13 protein-coding genes are annotated in these 18427 nt (G+C 74.3%); 11 read left to right on the forward strand and 2 right to left on the reverse strand.

Going from position 1 to position 18427, the window contains the following annotated elements; all coding sequences use genetic code 11:
* The first annotated feature begins 7 nt into the window (after nt 1-7).
* Nucleotides 8-859 (forward strand): SDR family oxidoreductase, encoded by an 852-nt coding sequence (locus tag SYYSPA8_RS29880; RefSeq protein ID WP_323450509.1) that lies wholly within the window; start codon nt 8-10, stop codon nt 857-859.
* A gap of 1 nt (nt 860) precedes the next feature.
* Nucleotides 861-1832, forward strand: coding sequence for an SDR family oxidoreductase (locus SYYSPA8_RS29885; RefSeq protein ID WP_323450510.1), 972 nt, complete (start codon nt 861-863; stop codon nt 1830-1832).
* An 89-nt stretch (nt 1833-1921) separates the two neighbouring features.
* Here the strand turns inward: SYYSPA8_RS29885 and SYYSPA8_RS29890 are convergent, their stop codons facing one another.
* Entirely contained in the window at nt 1922-2806 is an 885-nt protein-coding gene (locus tag SYYSPA8_RS29890) for a hypothetical protein (protein WP_323450511.1), read from the reverse strand.
* Between the two features lie 288 nt (nt 2807-3094).
* Here SYYSPA8_RS29890 and SYYSPA8_RS29895 point away from each other — a divergent pair, with 288 nt between their 5' ends.
* Nucleotides 3095-3910, forward strand: a complete 816-nt coding sequence (locus SYYSPA8_RS29895; RefSeq protein ID WP_323450512.1) for a serine protease — start codon at nt 3095-3097, stop codon at nt 3908-3910.
* Between the two features lie 280 nt (nt 3911-4190).
* Nucleotides 4191-7247 (forward strand): endo-alpha-N-acetylgalactosaminidase family protein, encoded by a 3057-nt coding sequence (locus SYYSPA8_RS29900; RefSeq protein ID WP_323450513.1) that lies wholly within the window; start codon nt 4191-4193, stop codon nt 7245-7247.
* Between the two features lie 147 nt (nt 7248-7394).
* On the opposite strand, the gene SYYSPA8_RS29905 is transcribed toward SYYSPA8_RS29900, so the two are convergent.
* Nucleotides 7395-9191 carry a glycoside hydrolase family 35 protein gene (locus SYYSPA8_RS29905; RefSeq protein ID WP_323450514.1) on the reverse strand — a complete coding sequence of 599 codons (1797 nt, stop codon included), beginning with the start codon at nt 9189-9191 and terminating at the stop codon, nt 7395-7397.
* Between the two features lie 215 nt (nt 9192-9406).
* Between SYYSPA8_RS29905 and SYYSPA8_RS29910 the strand changes: the two genes are divergently transcribed.
* The 7 genes from SYYSPA8_RS29910 (at nt 9407) to SYYSPA8_RS29940 (ending at nt 18413) form a co-directional block, all read left to right on the forward strand.
* On the forward strand, nt 9407-10291 hold the full coding sequence (locus SYYSPA8_RS29910; RefSeq protein WP_323450515.1) for a helix-turn-helix domain-containing protein: 885 nt from the start codon (nt 9407-9409) through the stop codon (nt 10289-10291).
* 11 nt (nt 10292-10302) lie between these two features.
* Nucleotides 10303-10635 carry a chorismate mutase gene (locus SYYSPA8_RS29915; protein ID WP_323450516.1) on the forward strand — a complete coding sequence of 111 codons (333 nt, stop codon included), beginning with the start codon at nt 10303-10305 and terminating at the stop codon, nt 10633-10635.
* A gap of 137 nt (nt 10636-10772) precedes the next feature.
* Nucleotides 10773-11603 (forward strand): peptidoglycan-binding protein, encoded by an 831-nt coding sequence (locus tag SYYSPA8_RS29920; protein WP_323450517.1) that lies wholly within the window; start codon nt 10773-10775, stop codon nt 11601-11603.
* Between the two features lie 240 nt (nt 11604-11843).
* On the forward strand, nt 11844-14366 hold the full coding sequence (gene pepN, locus SYYSPA8_RS29925) for an aminopeptidase N (RefSeq protein ID WP_323450518.1): 2523 nt from the start codon (nt 11844-11846) through the stop codon (nt 14364-14366).
* A gap of 341 nt (nt 14367-14707) precedes the next feature.
* Nucleotides 14708-16126 carry a pyridoxal phosphate-dependent decarboxylase family protein gene (locus SYYSPA8_RS29930; RefSeq protein WP_323450519.1) on the forward strand — a complete coding sequence of 473 codons (1419 nt, stop codon included), beginning with the start codon at nt 14708-14710 and terminating at the stop codon, nt 16124-16126.
* Nucleotides 16123-17541: a lysine N(6)-hydroxylase/L-ornithine N(5)-oxygenase family protein gene (locus SYYSPA8_RS29935; protein WP_323450520.1), complete on the forward strand. Its 1419-nt coding sequence runs from the start codon at nt 16123-16125 to the stop codon at nt 17539-17541. The genes SYYSPA8_RS29930 and SYYSPA8_RS29935 overlap by 4 nt, the downstream gene beginning before the upstream one ends.
* 101 nt (nt 17542-17642) lie before the next feature.
* The gene (locus tag SYYSPA8_RS29940; RefSeq protein ID WP_407706113.1) at nt 17643-18413 is read left to right on the forward strand and encodes an SIMPL domain-containing protein; all 771 of its coding nucleotides are present in this window, start codon (nt 17643-17645) and stop codon (nt 18411-18413) included.
* Nucleotides 18414-18427: the final 14 nt, after the last annotated feature.

Raw genomic sequence — 18427 nt, forward strand, 5'->3', positions numbered from 1 at the left:
GCAGCGGATGGAGCTGGACGGGAGGGTCGTCGTCGTCACCGGAGGCACCCGGGGTGTCGGCGCGGGCATCGCCGGTGCCTTCCGCCGCGCGGGCGCCCGGGTCGTGGTCTGCGCACGCCGCCCCCCGGACCCCGATCCGGACGCCCCGTGGCCCGGCGGCGGGGGCCACCGGGACTTCCACGCCGTCGACCTGCGCGACCCCGCCGCCGTCGAGGAGTTCTTCGCCACCGTCGCCCGGCGGTACGGCCGGCTGGACACCCTCGTCAACAACGCGGGCGGCACCCCTTTCCGCCCCCTCGCCGAGGGCGGCCCGGCCCGGCACGCCCGGGTGATCGGGCTGAATCTCATCGCTCCGCTCACCGCGTCGATCGCCGCGTACCGGCTATTGCGAGCCACCGGTGGCTCGATCGTGATGGTCGGCAGCGTCAGCGGCGGACGGCCGTCACCGGGGACGGCCGCCTATGGCGCGGCCAAGGCCGGGCTGGAGGGCCTGGCCCGCTCCATGGCCGTGGAGTGGGCTCCCGAGGTACGGGTGAACACCCTGGTCCTCGGCATGGTCCGGACCGAGGCCGCGGCCCCGCACTACGGCGACGAGGCCGGGGCCGCCGCCGTCGGCCGCACCGTCCCCCTCGGGCGGCTCGCCGAACCGGACGAGGTCGGCGAGGCCGCCGTCTTCCTCGCCTCCGGCCGCGCCGCGTACATCAGCGGAGCGGCGCTCCATCTGCACGGTGGCGGGGAACGCCCCGCCTTCCTCGACGCCGCGACGGCCAACGGAGCGTCCGGGACACCCGGTACGGCCGGGACGCCCGGTACGGCGGCCGCCCGGACCGTCGACCGGACCGCCGACAAGGAGGCATGAGATGGCCGGAATCTGTAGGGAACGGGTGGTCGTGGTGACGGGCGCGGGGCGGGGACTCGGCCGCGCCCACGCCCTCGCCTTCGCCGCCGAGGGCGCCCGGCTCGTCGTCAACGACCTGGGTACGGGCCTGGACGGCGCGGGCGCGTCGGTGGGCCCCGCCCACGCCGTGGCCGACGAGATCCGCGCGGCCGGCGGCGAGGCCGTGCCGCACACCGGCGACATCGCCACCGGCGCCGGGGCCGCCTCGCTCGTCGCGACCGCCCTGGACGCCTACGGCCGGCTGGACACCCTCGTCAACAACGCCGGCTTCCTGCGCGACCGGATGCTCGTCAACCTCGCCGAGGACGACTGGGACGCCGTCCTCCGGGTGCACGCCAAGGGCCACTTCCTCCCCCTGCGGCACGCCGCCGCCCACTGGCGCGCGGAGGCGAAGGCGGGCCGTCCGGTCGCCGCCCGGGTCGTCAACACCACCTCCGGCGCCGGCCTCCTCGGCAGCGTCGGCCAGGGCAACTACGCCGCCGCGAAGGCCGCCGTCGTCGCGCTCACCCTCGTCGCCGCGGCCGAGCTGACCCCGTACGGCGTCCAGGTCAATGCCATCGCCCCGGCCGCCCGCACCCGGATGACCGAGGAGGCGTTCGCCGGGCTCACGGCCCGGCCCGAGGACGTCTCCCCGCTGGTCGTGTGGCTGGGCTCCGCCGACTGCGCCGGCGTCACCGGGAGGGTCTTCGAGGCGGAGGCGGACCGGATCACCGTCATGACGGGCTGGCGGCCGGGACCCACCGCCAGGGCCCCCAGGCCAGACGGACCCACCGCCAGGACTCCCCGCGCTCACGGCCCGGCCACCGGTCCCGGCCCCGGCCCTGGCCCTGGTCCGCACTGGACCCCCGCCGGCGCCGGCGCCGCCGCCCGCGCCCTGCTCGCCCGCGCGGAGCCGCCCCTTCCGGTCTACGGGACCCGACCCCCGTCCCCATGAGGACCCCCATGAGGACCCCCATGAGGACCGCCATGAGGAGCCCCATGCCCCCGGCCCCGGCCCCGTACTCGACTCACCGCTCGGGCCGCTCAGGTGTCGCACTCCAGGAGCGACCGGCAGAGCCCGCACCGCGCCCGCACCCGCCCCCGTACCGGAACCCGGATCCGCTGCCGGCACGTGGGGCACGGAAAGGAGACGCACGGCCCGCCGTCCCCCCGCTCGAAGGCGTAGCCCAGGTCGTCCCGCCCGGCCGCACGCCCCCTGTCCCGGGCGTAGCGGCGCCGGTCCGCCCAGCCCGCCCCGGCCAGCGGCGGCCGGCGCAGATCCGCCAGGGCGAGGCTCCGCCCCCTGGTGTACGCGGTGTACGCCTGCGGGCTCGTGAACCACGGCGAGGGGTCCTCGTCGAACACCAGCGCCCGCTTGGCGAGCACGTAGCCGAACTCCTCCGGCGTCAGATAGCCCAGCTTCTGGCTGCTCACCCGGGACTCGCGGAAGGCGTCCAGCAGCAGCCAGCCCGCCCCCAGATAGGTGGTCGCGGTGTCGGTGAGGATCTCGTTGTCCCGGGTGCCCGGGAACGACAGGCCGAGCCGGTGCAGCAGCACATGCGTGATCTCGTGGGCCAGCGCCGCGCCGATGTCCCGCCGATGCGTACGGAAGCGGTCGTTCAGCTCGATGAAGTACTCCGGTCCGGCCGTCAGTTCCACGCTCGCCGCGTGCCGCATCTCCCGGAAGCTCACGATCATCCGCGCCTCGGGCAGCCGCAGATGCCGCGCCAGCGCACCGGCCACCCGCTGCGCCCCCAGGTGCAGGTCCTCCCCGTCGTCGAAGGCGGCGTCCACCGGCGGCACGCTGAGGCCGTACGCGAGCACCCCGTCGGGGCTCAGCCGCCGGTACAGCGCGGTGAGGGCCGCGCGCACGGTGTCCAGATGCGGATAGCCGTGCACGACATCGCCGTCACCCCCGCGCGCCACCATCTTCCGCACCCCCTGAACGACGGCCGGGCCCGTTCCACTGTACGGCGAAGGGGCGCCGGAACCCCGAAATCACCCGGGCGGACGCGGTGTTGACGGGTGGTCCGGCCGGGTCCGCCGGGGGCCGTCCGGGGCGCTGTCGCGGCGCCCTCTCCCGTACCCCCGCATCCCCCTGGCCGAAAAACGCTCCTTGTGGCCCGGGTCACCCGCTCCCCATAATCCCGATCATCAGATTGTCGGGCTCATGTCAGATGGCGGGTCCGCCGACCCTGTCATGTCTCCGTCGGCCCGATGCTTCCACCCCCCACGAAGGGCGATCCGTTGAAGCTTCTCCGTACGCTCAAGAGGTGCGCCGCCGCCGGTGCGGTCGTGCTCGCCGCCATCAGCCTCCAGCCCTCCTCCGCCTCGGCCGCCGCCTCGTCCTCCCCGACCCCGCCGGTCGTCGGCGGCACCCGCGCCGCCCAGGGCGAGTTCCCCTTCATGGTCCGGCTCTCCATGGGCTGCGGTGGCTCCCTGCTCACCCAGCAGATCGTGCTGACCGCCGCGCACTGCGTACCCGCCACCGGACCCAACACGGGCATCACCGCCACCGCCGGAGTCGTGGACCTCAACAGCTCCGCGGCCATCCGTGTCCGGTCGACCTATGTGCACCGGGCCCCCGGGTACAACGGCACCGGCAAGGACTGGGCCCTGATCAAGCTGGCGCAGCCGATCAACCTGCCCACCCTCAACATCGCCGAGACCAGCGCCTACGACAACGGCACCTTCACCGTCGCCGGCTGGGGCTCCGCCCGCGAGGGCGGCCCGCAGCAGCGCTACCTGCTGAAGGCCACCGTCCCGTTCGTGTCGGACGCCTCCTGCTCCTCCTCCTACCCGGAGCTGGTCGACAGCGAGGAGATCTGCGCGGGCCTCCCCCAGGGCGGGGTCGACACCTGCCAGGGTGACTCCGGCGGCCCGATGTTCCGCCGCGACAACGCCGGGGCCTGGATCCAGGTCGGCATCGTGAGCTGGGGCCAGGGCTGCGCCCGGCCGAACTACCCCGGTGTGTACGCCGAGGTCTCCCACTTCGCCGCCGAGATCAAGGCCACGGCCGCCGCCCTGCGCTGACCCGGCCCCGGACCCGGACGCTGATCCGGCTCCGGACCCGGACCCGGACGCGCAGGTGAACGTGAACGTGAACGGCTGACGGCCGGGCGGCCCGCTGACGCGACCGCCCGGCCCCCAGGCCCACCACTCACCGCCCACCGGCAGGGGCAGGTGCCGGACCTCCCAGGAGCCCCCCCCGAACTCCTCGGAAGTCCAACACCTGCCCCTGCTTTGTCCATGGGCCCCACCCGCCTCCACCCGCAGATTGTTCCTACGAGGACCTGCCCGGAGGAGAAGACGCGTGGACGCGAACGATGCCCGCCCGAGCCGCAGAACCGTGGTGGCGGCCACCGCCCTGGCCGGAGCGGGCACCGCGCTCGGCACCGCCGGGCAGGCCCTCGCCGCCCCCGCCAGGACCGCCCGGCTGCGCTCCGCCACCCTCGACGTCCTGGTCGACAGCGGCTTCCCGCGCGTCGTCTCGTACACCGACCGCGCCACCGGGGCGGTCCTGTACGGGCAGGAGCGGCCCATCACGTCCGTACTGATCGACTCCGTCGCCCGCACCCCCGGCGGTGTCGCCGCCCGCATCCGCGCCGACCGCGCCGCGTACACCCTCTCCTTCGGCCCCACCGAGATCGACGTCGAGATCCGGGTCACCGACAGCGTCGTCCACTGGCGCGTCACACGGATCGCCGACACCGACGCCCTGCGGGTCGGCACGCTCCGGATCCCCGATCTCGCCCTGCTCTCCGTCCGCGCCGACCAGCCCGGGGCCACCCTCCACGCCGCCCGTATCCACCTCGACAAGGCGGCCGACGGCGACACCCTGGTCGCACTGACCCCCGACACCCCCGCCGAGGCCCGGCCGACCGGCTGCGCCTACGCCGTCGTCGCCCACGACCGGCTCGGCGGCGCGATCGAGACCAACACCGTCTGGGACAAACCCTCCGGCGCCGACGGCACCACCTGGGAGAACGGGCGGCTCTGGCGCCAGGTCACGACGGGCGAGGGCGGGGTCCGGGCCCAGCTCGTCCCCGGCCAGTGGACCCACCGGGCCGCCACCGCCCCCGCCGGCGCGACCGAGCCGCTCCCGTACGCGACCGTCGTCATCACCGGCGACCGCAACGACGACGGCGTGGTCGACTGGCAGGACGCCGCCATCGCCTTCCGGGACATCATGGTCGACCCCCTCGGCTGGGACGAACAGCATCTGCGGGTCGTTCCGCACATTCCGTTCAACTTCGCGTCGCAGGCGACCAACCCCTTTCTGGCCACTCTCGACCAGGTGAAGCGGATCCATCTCGCCACCGACGGGCTGCGGCAGTACACCCTCCTCAAGGGCTACCAGTCGGAGGGGCACGACTCGGCCCACCCCGACTACGCGGGCAACCACAACAAGCGCGCGGGCGGCCTCGCCGACCTCAACACCCTGCTGCGCGAGGGCAGCCGCTGGAACAGCGACTTCGGCGTCCACGTCAACTGCACCGAGTCCTACCCCGTCGCCCACGCCTTCTCCGAGACCCTGGTCGACAAGGACAACGAGCAGTGGGACTGGCTCGACCAGTCGTACCGCATCGACCAGCGCCGCGACCTCGTCAGCGGCGACGTCGTCCGGCGCTTCGCCGATCTGCGGGCCGAGACCCACCCCGCCCTCAACACGCTCTACATCGACGTCTTCCGGGAGTCGGGCTGGACCTCCGACCGGCTCCAGCGGGAGCTGCGCGCCCAGGGCTGGCAGATCACCACCGAGTGGGGCCACGGCCTGGAGCGGTCGGCGCTCTGGGCGCACTGGGCCACCGAGACCGACTACGGGCCCGACACCTCCCGGGGCATCAACTCGAAGCTCATCCGGTTCATCCGCAACCACCAGAAGGACGTCTTCGCCGACAAGTGGCCCACCCTGCTCGGCATCCCCCGCACCGGGAACTTCGAGGGCTGGGTCGGCAAGACCGACTGGACCGTCTTCTACCGGCTGATCTGGACCGAGTCCCTGCCCGCGAAATACCTCCAGGCCCACCCCGTCAAGAGCTGGGGCGAGCACGAGATCACCTTCTTCGGCCCCACCTCCGTCCACGACCACGGCGGCACGCGGACCATCGTCACCGACGGCCGCACGGTCTACGAGGGCGGCACCTACCTCCTCCCGTGGGAGCCCAGGCGCGCCGGCGACCCCTCCCGGCTCTACCACTACAACCCGGAGGGCGGCACCACCACCTGGCGGCTGCCGCGCGGCTGGGAGCGCCGCTCGTCCGTCGCGCTCTTCCGCCTCACCGACCAGGGCAGGGTCTTTGAACGGACTCTCCCGGTCCGTTCAGGGCGGATCACCGTCGAGGCCGAGCCGGACCAGCCGTACGTCGTCCACCGCACCCGGTCGGTGCCCCGGCCCGAGCCCCGGTGGGGGCAGGGCACCCCGCTGCACGACCCCGGCTTCTCCTCCGGCACGCTCGACGGCTGGCAGGTCAGCGGCCCGGCGTCGGTGGTCCGCAGCCCCCTCGGCGACCACGAACTGGTCATCGGCGCGGGCGCCGCCTGCGCGGTCGGCCAGCGGCTGCGCCGGCTCAAGCCCGGCACGTACGCGGCCTCCGTCCAGGTCGAGGTGGGGGAGCGGGCGGGCGAGCTGCGCCGGGCCGCCCTGGAGGTCCGTACCGCCGACGGCGTCGAAGCCGTCAACTGGACCGACATCTCCACCGCCGTCAACCACGTCGCCGCCGACCGCAAGCACGGCACCCGCTTCCAGCGGATGTTCACCTGGTTCACCGTCCCCGAGGGCGGCGGCCCGGTCCATCTCACCCTGCGGGCGGCGGCGGGCGACGCCCGGGTCCGCTTCGACAACGTCCGGGTCGTCCCCGGCCGCCCCTGCGTGCGGCCCGGCACCGTCGTGTACGAGGACTTCGAGAACGTCCCGCAGGGCTGGGGCGTCTTCGTCAAGGGCGACGCGGGCGGCGCCACCGACCCGCGTACCCACATCGCGCAGCGGAACGCCCCGTACACCCAGCGCGGATGGAACGGGAAGGCGATCGACGACGTGATCGACGGGACCGAGTCCCTGAAGTCGCGCGGCGAGAACCAGGGGCTCGTCTACCGGACGGTGCGGCACCTGGTCCGCTTCGCACCGGGCCGCCGCTACCGGGTCGCCTTCCGCTACCAGAACGAGCGCCCGGACCAGTACGCCTGGGTCACCGGAGTCGACGACCGCGAGCTGGACCGGGTGCCGGTCCCGGTGGCGACCGCGCCGACGCGCTGGGAGTACGAGTTCACCGCGCCCGGCGCGGGCGAGGCGTGGGTGGGGCTGCGGAAGACCGGGGACGCGTGGGGCGCCGAGTTCGTCCTCGACTCCTTCGAGGTCCGCGAGGTCTGACCGCCGCCGAGCCCCCGAGCCCCCGCCGATCCCCCCGAGCCCCGCCGATCCCCCCGAACCGCCCTGTCCGTCCGCCACTTCCCCCCGGGGCGGACGGACAGGGCCCTTCCGGTTCCTTTGACGTCCACGGGTCCCGGTTCCGCGCTGTCACGCGCAGGGGGCCGTGCCGGGGGCGGCGAGGCAGATCTCGCCGCCGGCCTCCTCCAGCTCCAGCACCCAGACCTCGTTCGCCCCCTCCCGCAGGACCGGACCCGGGACGAAGAGCGACTCCTGCGCGCCCACCCACCAGTACCGGCCCAGACAGTGGCCGTTGACCCAGGCGAAGCCCCGGCCCCAGCCCGGCAGGCTCAGCCGGGCGTCACCCGGCGCGGGCACGGTCAGCGAGCCCCGGTAGAGCCCGGCCGGCCGGTCCCGGGGCGCCTCGCCGAACGCGAGCCCCGCCACCGCGACCGGCACGAAGGACGACAGCCGCAGCCCCCGGGCGCGCACCCCGTGCAGATACTGCCGCTCGTGCAGCAGCCCCCCGGTCAGGCCCTTGGACTCGGCGAGCCGGGGGCCGTAGTTGACCCGGCCCAGCGACTCCACCCACAGCTCCACCCCGGCCGGGCCCGCGACGGGCTCCGGCAGCGTGTCGTGGTCCTCGCTGAGCACACCCGCCCGCACCCCGTCGACGTACACGACGGCCCGGTCCCGCAGCCCCGGGGCCCGCAGCGGATATGGCCGGCGGGGCCCCGGGATCCGTACCCGGTAGCGGACCAGGCCCCGGTCCACGTCCAGTTCCTCGAAGGACGGCGGGACGCGGCCCTCCCGCTCCGGGCCGCCGAGCGCGTCGCAGACCGTCCCCAGCGGGACCCAGCCGGCCGGCTCGGTCCGGGCCGGCGCCCCCAGCACGGGCGGCGCCCCGGGCAGCGGCGCCCCGGCCGCCTGCTCCGCGTACTCGGCCTGCCCGGCGCCGGCGGCGTACTCGGCGAGCACCGCGCGGAAGGCGTGGAACTTCGCCGTCGGCCGGCCCTCCTCGTCGATCGGCGCGTCGTAGTCGTACGAGGTGACCGTCGGCTCCAGCGCCCCGTCCTGGACGCTCCCGGAGCGGTTCGCCCCGGCCCAGCCCCCGGCACTCGTGCCGCCGTGCGCCAGATAGATGTTGACGGAGGCACCCGCCTCCAGGATCTCCCGCAGCGCCTTCGCGGCCTCCCCGGGGTCGCGCGCCGTGTGCTCCTCGCCCCAGTGGTCGAACCAGCCGCACCAGAACTCCATGCACATCAGCGGCCCGGACGGCCGGTGCTGCCGCAGCGTCTCGAACGCCCCCCGCGCACCCGAGCCGAAGTTCACCGTCGCCAGTTCCCCCGGCACCGAACCCGCCGTCAGCATGTGGTCCTCGGGCCCGTCCGATGTGAACAGCGGCACCCGTACCCCGAGCGACCGCAGCAGCGCGGCGATCCGGCGCAGATAGACCGCGTCACTGCCCCAGCTGCCGTACTCGTTCTCGATCTGCACCATCAGCACCGGGCCGCCCCGGTCGATCTGCCGCTCCACCACCTGTGGCAGCAGCCGGGCGAACCAGCGCTCCACCGGGCCGAGGAAGTCCTCGTCCGCCGTGCGCACCCGGCGCCCCAGCGGACCGGTCAGCCAGTGCGGCAGGCCGCCGTTCTCCCACTCCGCGCAGATGTACGGGCCCGGCCGGACGATCGCCCACAGGCCCGCCGCCCGCGCCGCGTCCAGGAAGCGGCCCAGCGCCCCGGGATCCGCGTACGTCCCCGGCGACGGCTCGTGGAGATTCCAGGGGACGTACGTCTCGACGCAGTTCAGCCCCATCGCGCGCAGCATCGCCAGCCGGTGGCCCCACTGCTCCTCGTGGACCCGGAAGTAGTGCAGCGCACCGGACAGGAGCCGCACCGGCCGCCCGTCCAGCAGAAAGTCCTTCTCACCCACGCTGAATTCCGCCATTGCCCCACCTTCGGCTCTGGCGGCGGACCGGTCCATGGACAAAGATCGGCGCTGTTTGGACGCAAACGCGCGCCGGGGCGCGGGCCGGGGCGCACCGGACCGGCCGCCGCGCCGATGACAGGACGCGGCACGACGGGCGGCATGACGCGGCACGGCGTGACGCGCGGCGACGTCACTGACGGCCGTGCCGAGGGCGGGAACAGGGGCAGAGGCGGATGTACCACACCTGGATGCGTTACTTCACTCCCGGCCCGGTCCACCACCGGCTCGGCCTGGTCTGCCTCGGCGTCGGGCTCCAGCACGGCGCGCTGCCCACCGTCGGCCCCCGGACCCTCGACCACCATGTCGCCGTGGTGATCAGCGCCGGGGGCGGCTGGCTGGTCGCTCCCGACGGCCGCCGCACCCGGATCGCGGCCCCCGCCCTGATCTGGCTGCGGCCGGGGGAGCGCCACCACTACGGACCCGACCCCGGCGGCTGGGACGAGAGCTTCGTCGACTTCGCCGGGCCCGCCGTCGCCACCTACACCGAGCTGGGCTACATCGACACCGACCGGACCGTGGTCCCGCTCTCCGACCCCGCCGGGCCGCGCGCCGTCATCGGCCGCATCGCCCGCGCCGCCCGCCGGGGCAACCCTCTCCTTGAGGTCGAGACCTCGGCCGCCGTCCATGAACTCCTCGTCGCGCTGCGCCGTGCCCGCGCCGACACCAACCCCGCCGGGGACCCCGTCCTCTCCGCCCTCGCCCGGGACGCCTTCCTGCCGCTGTCCGTCGCCGAGCACGCGGCCCGCCACGGCATGACCCCCGCCGAGCTGCGCGCGGCGGTCCGCCGGGGCGCCGGCTGCTCCCCCAAGGACTATCTGCTCTCCATCCGCCTCGGCCGCGCGAAGGAGCTGCTCGCCGCCACCGAACTGCCCGTCGCGGCCGTCGCCCGCCGGGTCGGCTACGAGGACCCCGCCTACTTCTCCCGGCTCTTCACCCGCCGGGTCGGCGTCCCGCCCGTCCGCTTCCGGGAGCAGCAGGGGCGTACGGTCCCGGGCGGCTGGAGCGACCGCGTCCCGGACCCCGAGCACCCGCCGACGATCGCGACCCGGGCCACGTAAGCTCGACGACCATGACCACCAGGGACATCGACGAGAACGTGCGGGCCGAGCTGGACCGGCTGCGGGGAAGTATCGACAACATCGACGCGGCCGTCGTCCATATGCTCGCCGAACGCTTCAAGTGCACCCAGCAGGTCGGCATGCTCAAGGCCCGCCACCACCTGCCCCCGGCCGACCCGGCGCGCGAGGCCCGCCAGATCGAGCGGCTGCGGGAACTCGCCGAGAGCGCCCGGCTGGACCCGGCATTCGCGGAGAAACTGCTCAATTTTATTATTGCGGAAGTGATCAGGCACCACGAGACACTCGCCGCCCACGCGGACCCGGAGCCCGGCCCCGGCGCGTGAACCGGGGGACCGGGACCGGTGGGTGAACCCGGAGTCGCCACTATCACCGGCCCGGTGTCTGGTGCGGGCCGAGGTCCCGGCGGAAGGATGGGAGGGGACGGGCTCCGATCGTGTCCGACCCACCGCGAGGATCACCCATGAAGCTGATCAAGCGCGCCCAGTGGGGCGCTCCCCCCACTTCCGCCGCCGCCCCCATAGCCCGGACGCGGGGGGTGAAGGTGCACTACCTGGGCACCGCGTACGCCTCCCGGTCGCACGACCGCTGCGACGACAAGGTCCGCGACATCCGCCGCGCCCACCTCGACCACCCCACCGAGGACTACAGCGACATTGCGTACAACCTGCTCGTGTGCGAGCACGGCCATGTCTACGAGGGCCGGGGCGCCAAGCGCCGCACCGGGGCCAACGGCACCGCCGCGCTGAACTCCGCGCACTACGCGGTCTGCGCGCTCCTCGGCAACAGCGGACTGGTCAAGCCCACCCCGGCGATGCTGGACGGGATCCGGGACGCCATCGAGTACCTGCGCGAGCACGGGGACGCCGGGACGGAGATCAAGGGCCACCGCGACGGGCACGCCACCTCCTGTCCGGGGGACGAGCTGTACGCGTGGGTGAAGCGCGGCGCACCCCGCCCGGACGCCCCGGGCAAGCCCGAGCAGCCCACGAAGCCGCCGACCAAGCCCACCAAGCCGGTCAAGCCGGTCAAGCCGAAGCCGGTCGCGTACGAGCCCTTTCCCGGCGCGTCCTTCTTCGCCCCCGGCCGCCGCAGCTCCGTCATCACGGCGATGGGCCGGCGCCTGGTCGCCGAGGGCTGCGGACGGTACGAGGTCGGCCCCGGGCCCCAGTGGGGCGAGGCCGACCGCCGCTCGTACGCCGCCTGGCAGCGCAAGCTCGGCCACACCGGCAAGGCAGCCGACGGCATCCCCGGCAAGGCGTCGTGGGACCGGCTCAAGGTCCCGAACACCTGAGCCGACATCCGACCCGACCTGACACCCGACCCGACCCGACACCTGACCTGACACCCGACCCGACCCGACACCTGACCCAGGCCCCTCATCCGACACCTGGATCCACCGGCCCCGGGTGCCCCGCCCGCCCCCCGGACACCCGTCCTCGCCGGGGGCCCGGCGGCCCCGCCACGTGGCCGCGCTCACAGCCCGCCCCATTCCCCGTGTGCTCGACCGCCCCCATCAGGCAGCATGGCCTCCATGTCCGTACTCACGCGCGATGAGGCGCAGACCCGTGCCCAGCTTCTCGACGTCCACCGGTACACGATCGCCCTCGATCTGTCCGGTGGAGCAGGCACCCCTCCCGATCCGGCCGCAGGCGGCGAGACCTTCGGCTCCCGGTCCGTCATACACTTCACCGCCCGTGCGGACGGGGACACCTTCGTCGAGCTGAAACCGGCCGCACTGCACTCCATCACCCTGGACGGACACCCCCTCGACCCCGCGCTCCTGGACGGGAACCGCTTCCCCCTCACCGGCCTGGGCGCCGGGGAGCACGAGCTGACCGTCGTCGCGGACATGCGCTACTCCACCACCGGCGAGGGCATGCACCGCTTCACCGACCCCAGCGACGGGGAGGTGTACGTCTACACCCAGCTCTTCATGGAGGACGTCCAGCGGGTCTTCGCCGCCTTCGACCAGCCCGACCTCAAGGCCGTCTTCGAGGTGACCGTCACCGCCCCGGAGAACTGGACCGTCCTCGGCAACAGCGTCGCCACCCACCAGGGCGACGGCGTCTGGACCTGCGCCCCCACCCCGCCGCTCGCCACCTACTTCGTCGCCGTCGCCGCCGGCCCCTGGCACTCCGTCCGCACCGAGCACGCCGGACTCCCCTTCGGGCTGCACTGCCGGCGCTCGCTCGCCGAATATCTGGACGCGGACACCGACGAACTCTTCGAGGTCACCCGGCAGTGCTTCGACCGCTTCCACGAGAAGTTCGACGAGCCGTACCCCTTTGACTCCTACGACCAGGCGTTTGTCCCCGAGTTCAACGCGGGCGCGATGGAGAACCCCGGCCTGGTGACCTTCCGCGACGAATTCGTCTTCCGCTCCGCCGTCACCGACACCGAGCGGCAGACCCGCGCCATGGTCGTCGCCCACGAGATGGCCCACATGTGGTTCGGCGACCTCGTCACCATGGTCTGGTGGGACGACCTGTGGCTGAACGAGTCCTTCGCCGAGTACATGGGCTACCAGATCCTCACCGAGACCACCCGCTTCACCGACACCTGGGTCGACTTCGCCGTCAACCGCAAGGGCTGGGGGTACGACGCCGACCAGCGGCCCTCCACCCACGCCGTCGCCCCCGACCCGCTGGCGGTTCCCGACACCGCGTCCGCACTGCTCAACTTCGACGGCATCTCCTACGCCAAGGGCGCGTCCGCGCTGCGGCAGCTCGTGACCTGGATGGGCGAGAAGGACTTCCTCGCCGGGATCAACGACCACTTCGCCCGGCACAAGTTCGGCAACGCCACCCTCGCCGACTTCATTGACTCCCTCGCCCGCGCCACCGACCGCGATGTGCACGCCTGGGCCGAGTCCTGGCTCCGCACCACCGGCGTGGACACCCTGCGCCCGGCCGTCACCGAGACCGGCGGCACCTGGTCGCTCGACATCGGCCGGGAGGGCGCCCGCCCGCACCGGATCACCGTCGGCGCCTACGACCTCGACCCCGTCGACCCCGAGCGGGTCCTCGTCCGGGGCCGCTTCGACCTGGACGTGCCGCAGGCCGGGCCGTCCGGGCCGCACCCCGGCCGCCGCCCCGCGCTGGTGGTCCTCAACGACAACGACACCACGTACGCCAAGATCCGCTTCGACGCGGCCTCGTGGGACACGGTCGTACGGGTCCTCTCCCGCATCCCGGAGCCGCTGACCCGCGCGGTCGTCTGGAACGCGGCCCGCGACCTGGTCCGCGACGGCGAACTCGCCCCCATGGAGTACCTGGACGCCGCCCGCGCCCAGCTGCCCCGCGAGAACGACCTCGCGATCGTCCAGAACGTCCTGGCCTTCACCGCCACCATCGCCGACCGGTACCTCCCCGCCGACCGGCGGCCCGCCGCCCTCGCCGCGATCCGGGACATCTGCCGGGCCCTGATGCGCCGCACCGAGGACGGCAGCGACCCGGGGCTGCGGCTGATCGCCGTACGCCACGCCATCGCCGCCGCCGCGCAGCCCGAGACCATCCAGGAGTGGCTGGCCGACGGCAGCGTCACCGGGGGACCCGAACTCGACCCCGAACTGCGCTGGCGCATCCTCTACCGGCTCGCCGTCCTCGGCGCGGTGGACGACCGGGCCATCGAGGCCGAACTCGACCTCGACCCCAGCGCCACCGGCCGCGAGGGCGCGGCCCGCTGCCGGGCGGCCCTGCCGACGCCCGAGGCGAAGGCCGAGGCGTGGAAGCAGCTCTTCACCTCGGACTCCCTCACCAACTACCTGCTCTCCGCCACCGCCCAGGGCTTCTGGCAGCCGGAACAGGCCGAGCTGGTCGAGGAGTACCTGCCCCGCTTCTGGGGCGCCGCGAGCGAGCTGGCGGAGCGCCGGGGCCCGGCCATCGCCGAGGCGCTGGGGCGGTACGGGTTCCCGCTCCACGCCGTCGACGCGGCCACCCTGCGGCAGGGCGAGGAAGCACTCGCCGTGCCCGGCATGCTGCCCGCGCTCCACCGCAAGCTGGCCGACCAGCTCGACGACCTCCGCCGTGCCCTCGCGGTCCGCGAGGGAGCCTGACCGCGGCTTCCGCAAGCCGTACCAGCCGTACCAGCCGTACAAGCCGCACACGCCGTACGAGCCACACACGCCATACGGGCTGTACGGGCTCTCCAGGCTGAATGCGCTGTACGGGCCGGACGCGCCGCACACGCCGTACGAACCGTCCGCCGACGCCCCGGGGCCACCGCCCCGGGGCGTTCTGCTTCCCCCGCTTCTCCCGCTTCCCCCGCTTTTCCCATGCGTCCCCCTCCGCCGGACCGACAGCCACCACCCCCGCTCCTCACCCCTGTGCCGGGCGCACCCAAAACCCCGCCGCCCCCCAGTCGTTGTGCACACGACGCCCGGCCAAAGGACCGCCCATGCCCGCCACCACCGGCTCCATCCCCGCCCCCCGCCCCCCGCTCGCCGGCGGTCGCACCGGGCCCGACGCGCTGCGGCCCCTGCTCGACACCGTGCTCGACGCGCTGCGCGGCGGCGCCGCCGACCGGGGCGGGCCGCTGCCCGCCGGGGGCCCCGACGCCGTCGCCGACCGGATCCGCCGGGCCGTCGGCGACGTGCTCCCCGAGCGGGGCGTGGGCGCAGCCGAGGCACTCCACCGCCTCGTCCACGCGGTCGCCGCCGGGTCCGCCGACCCGGCCGACCCCGCCTGCGCGGCCCATCTGCACGCCCCGCCGCTCGCCCTCGCCACCGCCGCCGACCTCGCCGCGTCCGCGCTCAACCCCTCCCTCGACTCCTGGGACCAGGCCCCCGCCGCCTCCGCGCTGGAGGAGACGGTCACCGACGCCCTCGCCGCCGAGGTCTTCCCCGAGGCCACCGCCCCCGCCGCCCTCGTCACCACCGGCGGCACCGAGTCCAACCAGCTCGCCCTGCTGCTCGCCCGGGAACGCCACGCCCACCGGGCCGGCGCCGACGCGGTCCGCGTTCTCACCGGGGCCGGCGCCCATCACTCCGTACGCCGCGCAGCCTGGCTCCTCGGCCTGCCCGAACCGCTCGCCCTCCCCGGGCCCGGCGGCGGTCTCGACCCGGCGGCACTCGACGGCGCGCTCACCCAGGTCCCCGGCCCCCACCTCGTCGTCGCCACCGCCGGCACCACCGACACCGGCCTGATCGACCCGCTCGCCGATCTCGCCGACCTCTGCGCCCGCCACGGCGCCGGACTCCACGTCGACGCGGCCTACGGCGGCGGCCTGATCCTCTCCCACCGGCACCGCACGCTCCTCGACGGGCTCGACCGCGCCGACTCCGTCTCCCTCGACCTGCACAAACTCGGCTGGCAGCCGATCGCGGCCGGACTGTTCGCCGTCGCCGACCGCGACCGCCTCGCCCCCCTCGCCCTCACCGCCGACTACCTCAACGCCGCCGACGACACCGACGCCGGACTCCCCGATCTGCTGGGGCGCTCCCTGCGCACCACCCGCCGCCCCGACATCCTCAAGATCGCCGTCACCCTCGCCGCCCTCGGCCGCGACGGACTCGCCGACCTCGTCGACGGAACCCTCGCGACCGCCCGGCACTTCGCCGACCTCGTCGCCGCGCACCCCCGCCTGGAACTGTGGGACCGCCCCACCCTCGCCACGGTCCTCTTCCGCCCCCTCGGCGCCACCGACGACCGCACCGCCGCCGTCCGCCGCGCCCTGCTCACCGAGGGCCGCTGCGTCCTGGGCCGGGCCCGCGCCGACGGCCGGCTCTGGCTGAAGGCGACCCTGCTCAACCCCCACACCACCCCCGACGACCTGGCCCGCTTGACCGACCTCGTGGAAGGCAGCAACCCCCGATGAGCGCCCCGCCCCCAGCCGCCCCCGACCAGCCCCACGACCTGGTGGGCATCGGCATCGGCCCCTCCAACCTCTCCCTCGCCGCCCTCGCCCACGGCGTCCCCGGCGGCCTCGCCACCGCCTTCTTCGAACAGCGGCACCGCTTCTCCTGGCACGCCGGACTGCTCATCGACGGCACCACCCTCCAGGTGCCCTTCCTCGCCGACCTGGTCACCCTCGCCGACCCCGCGAGCCCCTGGACCTTCCTCAACTACCTGCGCCGCCGCGAGCGGCTGTTCCCCTTCTACTTCGCGCAGAACTTCCACGTCCACCGGGGCGAGTACGACGCCTACTGCCGCTGGGTCAGCGACCACGTCCCCGGCCTCCACTTCGGCCACCAGGTCGACGCCGTCCGCTGGAACCCGGAACGCGCCCTGTTCGAAGTGGACTTCACCCGGCTCGACCCCGACGGCCGGGCCGACACCCTCGGCCGCGTCCACGCCCGTAACATCGTCCTCGGCGTCGGCACCGAACCGTATGTCCCCGAACCGTTGCGGCCCCTGACCGCCGCCCACGGAGCCCCCGTGCTCCACTCCGCCGACTACCTCGACCACCGGGACACGCTGCTCGCCGCCGGACACGTCACCGTCGTCGGCTCCGGCCAGTCCGGCGCGGAAGTCTTCCTCGACCTGCTGCGCCACCGCCCCGCCGGGGCCGAGCGGCTGCACTGGATCTCCCGCAGCGCGGCGTTCGCCCCCATGGAGTACTCCAAGCTGGGCCTGGAGCACTTCACCCCCGACTACACCCGGTACTTCCACGGCCTGTCCGAACCGACCCGGGACCGGCTGATCCCCGGGCAGTGGCAGCTCCACAAGGGCATCGACGGCCGCACCATCGCCGCCATCCACGACGAGCTGTACCGGCGCACCCTGCACGGCGGCTGGCCCGACACCGTGCTCACCCCCGGGGTCACCGTCCGCACCGCCGGCCGGCTCGCCACCACCCGGGTCGAACTCCATCTGGAACACGCCCAGCAGGGCGCCCGCAGCCGGCTCACCACCGACGCCGTCGTCCTCGCCACCGGCTACCGCGACCGCCCGGTCGGCGTGCTGCTCGCCGCCCTGGAACCGTATCTGCGCCACGACTCAGGCGGCCGGCCCCGTATCGACCGCGACTTCCGGCTGGTGCTCGACCCGTCGGTGACCGGAGCCGTGTACGTCCAGAACGCCGAGACCCACACCCACGGCGTCGGCGCCCCCGACCTCGGCCTGGCCGCCTGGCGCAGCGCCGTCATCCTCAACGCGCTCACCGGCAAGGAGCCCTATCCGATGCCCCGGCGCACCGCGTTCACCAGCTTCGGCCTGGACCCCCGGGCGACATACGCCATCCCCGGCCAGCCGGCCCGCCTCACCCCGCTCGCCGGAGGGTTCGACCGGTGAGCGCCTAGAGCCCCTCGTGTGACCCTAGGGTGGGTACGGGACGGGGCCGCGCCGCTCCGTCCCGTACCGGGTCCGTGCACTGCCGTACGAGGGAGCCACCGTTGACCGCCGAAGTCCCCGCCCCCGACTCCGCTTCCGCTTCCGTTTCTGATTCCGCTCCCGCTGCCGCTTCCGTTCCCGTTCCCGTTCCCACCGCCTTCGGGACCCCCGCCGCGCCCCGGGTCGCCGTCATCGGCGAGGCCCGGCTCGACGTCGATCCGGAGATCGCGCGGATCGGGGTCACCGTCAGTGCCCGGGGCACCGACCGGCGGGCCGCGCTGGACGACCTCACCCGCCGTAACGCCGCCGCCCTGGAGCTGATCAGGTCCTACGGCGACGCGGTGGAGAAGGTGGGGACGGGCGCCTTTGCCATCAGCCCCGAGCTGACCCGCTCGGGCCGGGGCGAGCGGATCCGCGCCTACCGGGGCAGCGTGTATCTCACCGCCGAGCTGGGTGACTTCACCGAGCTGGGCGAGCTGACGACCCGGCTCGCCGATCTGGAGCTGACCCGGGTGGACGGCCCGTGGTGGGCGCTGCGGCCGGATTCACCCGCGTACGGCGAGGCCCGGCGGGCGGCGGTACGGGAGGCGGTGCAGCGGGCCCGCGCCTACGCCGAGGCCCTGGGTGCCAGGCTGACCGCGCTGCTGGAGCTGGCGGACCAGGGAGCCGAGCACCCCGTGCCGTACGGAGCCCATGACTCCGTGCTGCGGATGGCGCCCGCTGCGGTGGCGGGGAGTCTGGAGTCCGCTCCCGCGCTCGATCTGGAACCGCAGCGGCAGACCGTTCAGGCGCAGGTCACCGCCCGTTTCCTGATGACTCCGCCGCAGCTGTGACGGACCGGGACCGG

Source organism: Streptomyces yaizuensis, from assembly GCF_034961445.1.
In the GTDB taxonomy this organism is placed as follows: Bacteria; Actinomycetota; Actinomycetes; order Streptomycetales; family Streptomycetaceae; genus Streptomyces; species Streptomyces yaizuensis.

Excerpts from the sequence above, each read along its gene's own strand:
- SYYSPA8_RS29880 (WP_323450509.1), top strand. The coding sequence starts at position 8 with ATGGAGCTGGACGGGAGGGTCGTCGTCGTCACCGGAGGCACCCGGGGT.
- SYYSPA8_RS29885 (WP_323450510.1), top strand. The coding sequence starts at position 861 with ATGGCCGGAATCTGTAGGGAACGGGTGGTCGTGGTGACGGGCGCGGGG.
- SYYSPA8_RS29890 (WP_323450511.1), bottom strand. The coding sequence starts at position 2,806 with ATGGTGGCGCGCGGGGGTGACGGCGATGTCGTGCACGGCTATCCGCAT.
- SYYSPA8_RS29895 (WP_323450512.1), top strand. The coding sequence starts at position 3,095 with ATGCTTCCACCCCCCACGAAGGGCGATCCGTTGAAGCTTCTCCGTACG.
- SYYSPA8_RS29905 (WP_323450514.1), bottom strand. The coding sequence starts at position 9,191 with ATGGCGGAATTCAGCGTGGGTGAGAAGGACTTTCTGCTGGACGGGCGG.
- SYYSPA8_RS29910 (WP_323450515.1), top strand. The coding sequence starts at position 9,407 with ATGTACCACACCTGGATGCGTTACTTCACTCCCGGCCCGGTCCACCAC.
- SYYSPA8_RS29915 (WP_323450516.1), top strand. The coding sequence starts at position 10,303 with ATGACCACCAGGGACATCGACGAGAACGTGCGGGCCGAGCTGGACCGG.
- SYYSPA8_RS29920 (WP_323450517.1), top strand. The coding sequence starts at position 10,773 with ATGAAGCTGATCAAGCGCGCCCAGTGGGGCGCTCCCCCCACTTCCGCC.
- pepN (WP_323450518.1), top strand. The coding sequence starts at position 11,844 with ATGTCCGTACTCACGCGCGATGAGGCGCAGACCCGTGCCCAGCTTCTC.
- SYYSPA8_RS29930 (WP_323450519.1), top strand. The coding sequence starts at position 14,708 with ATGCCCGCCACCACCGGCTCCATCCCCGCCCCCCGCCCCCCGCTCGCC.
- SYYSPA8_RS29935 (WP_323450520.1), top strand. The coding sequence starts at position 16,123 with ATGAGCGCCCCGCCCCCAGCCGCCCCCGACCAGCCCCACGACCTGGTG.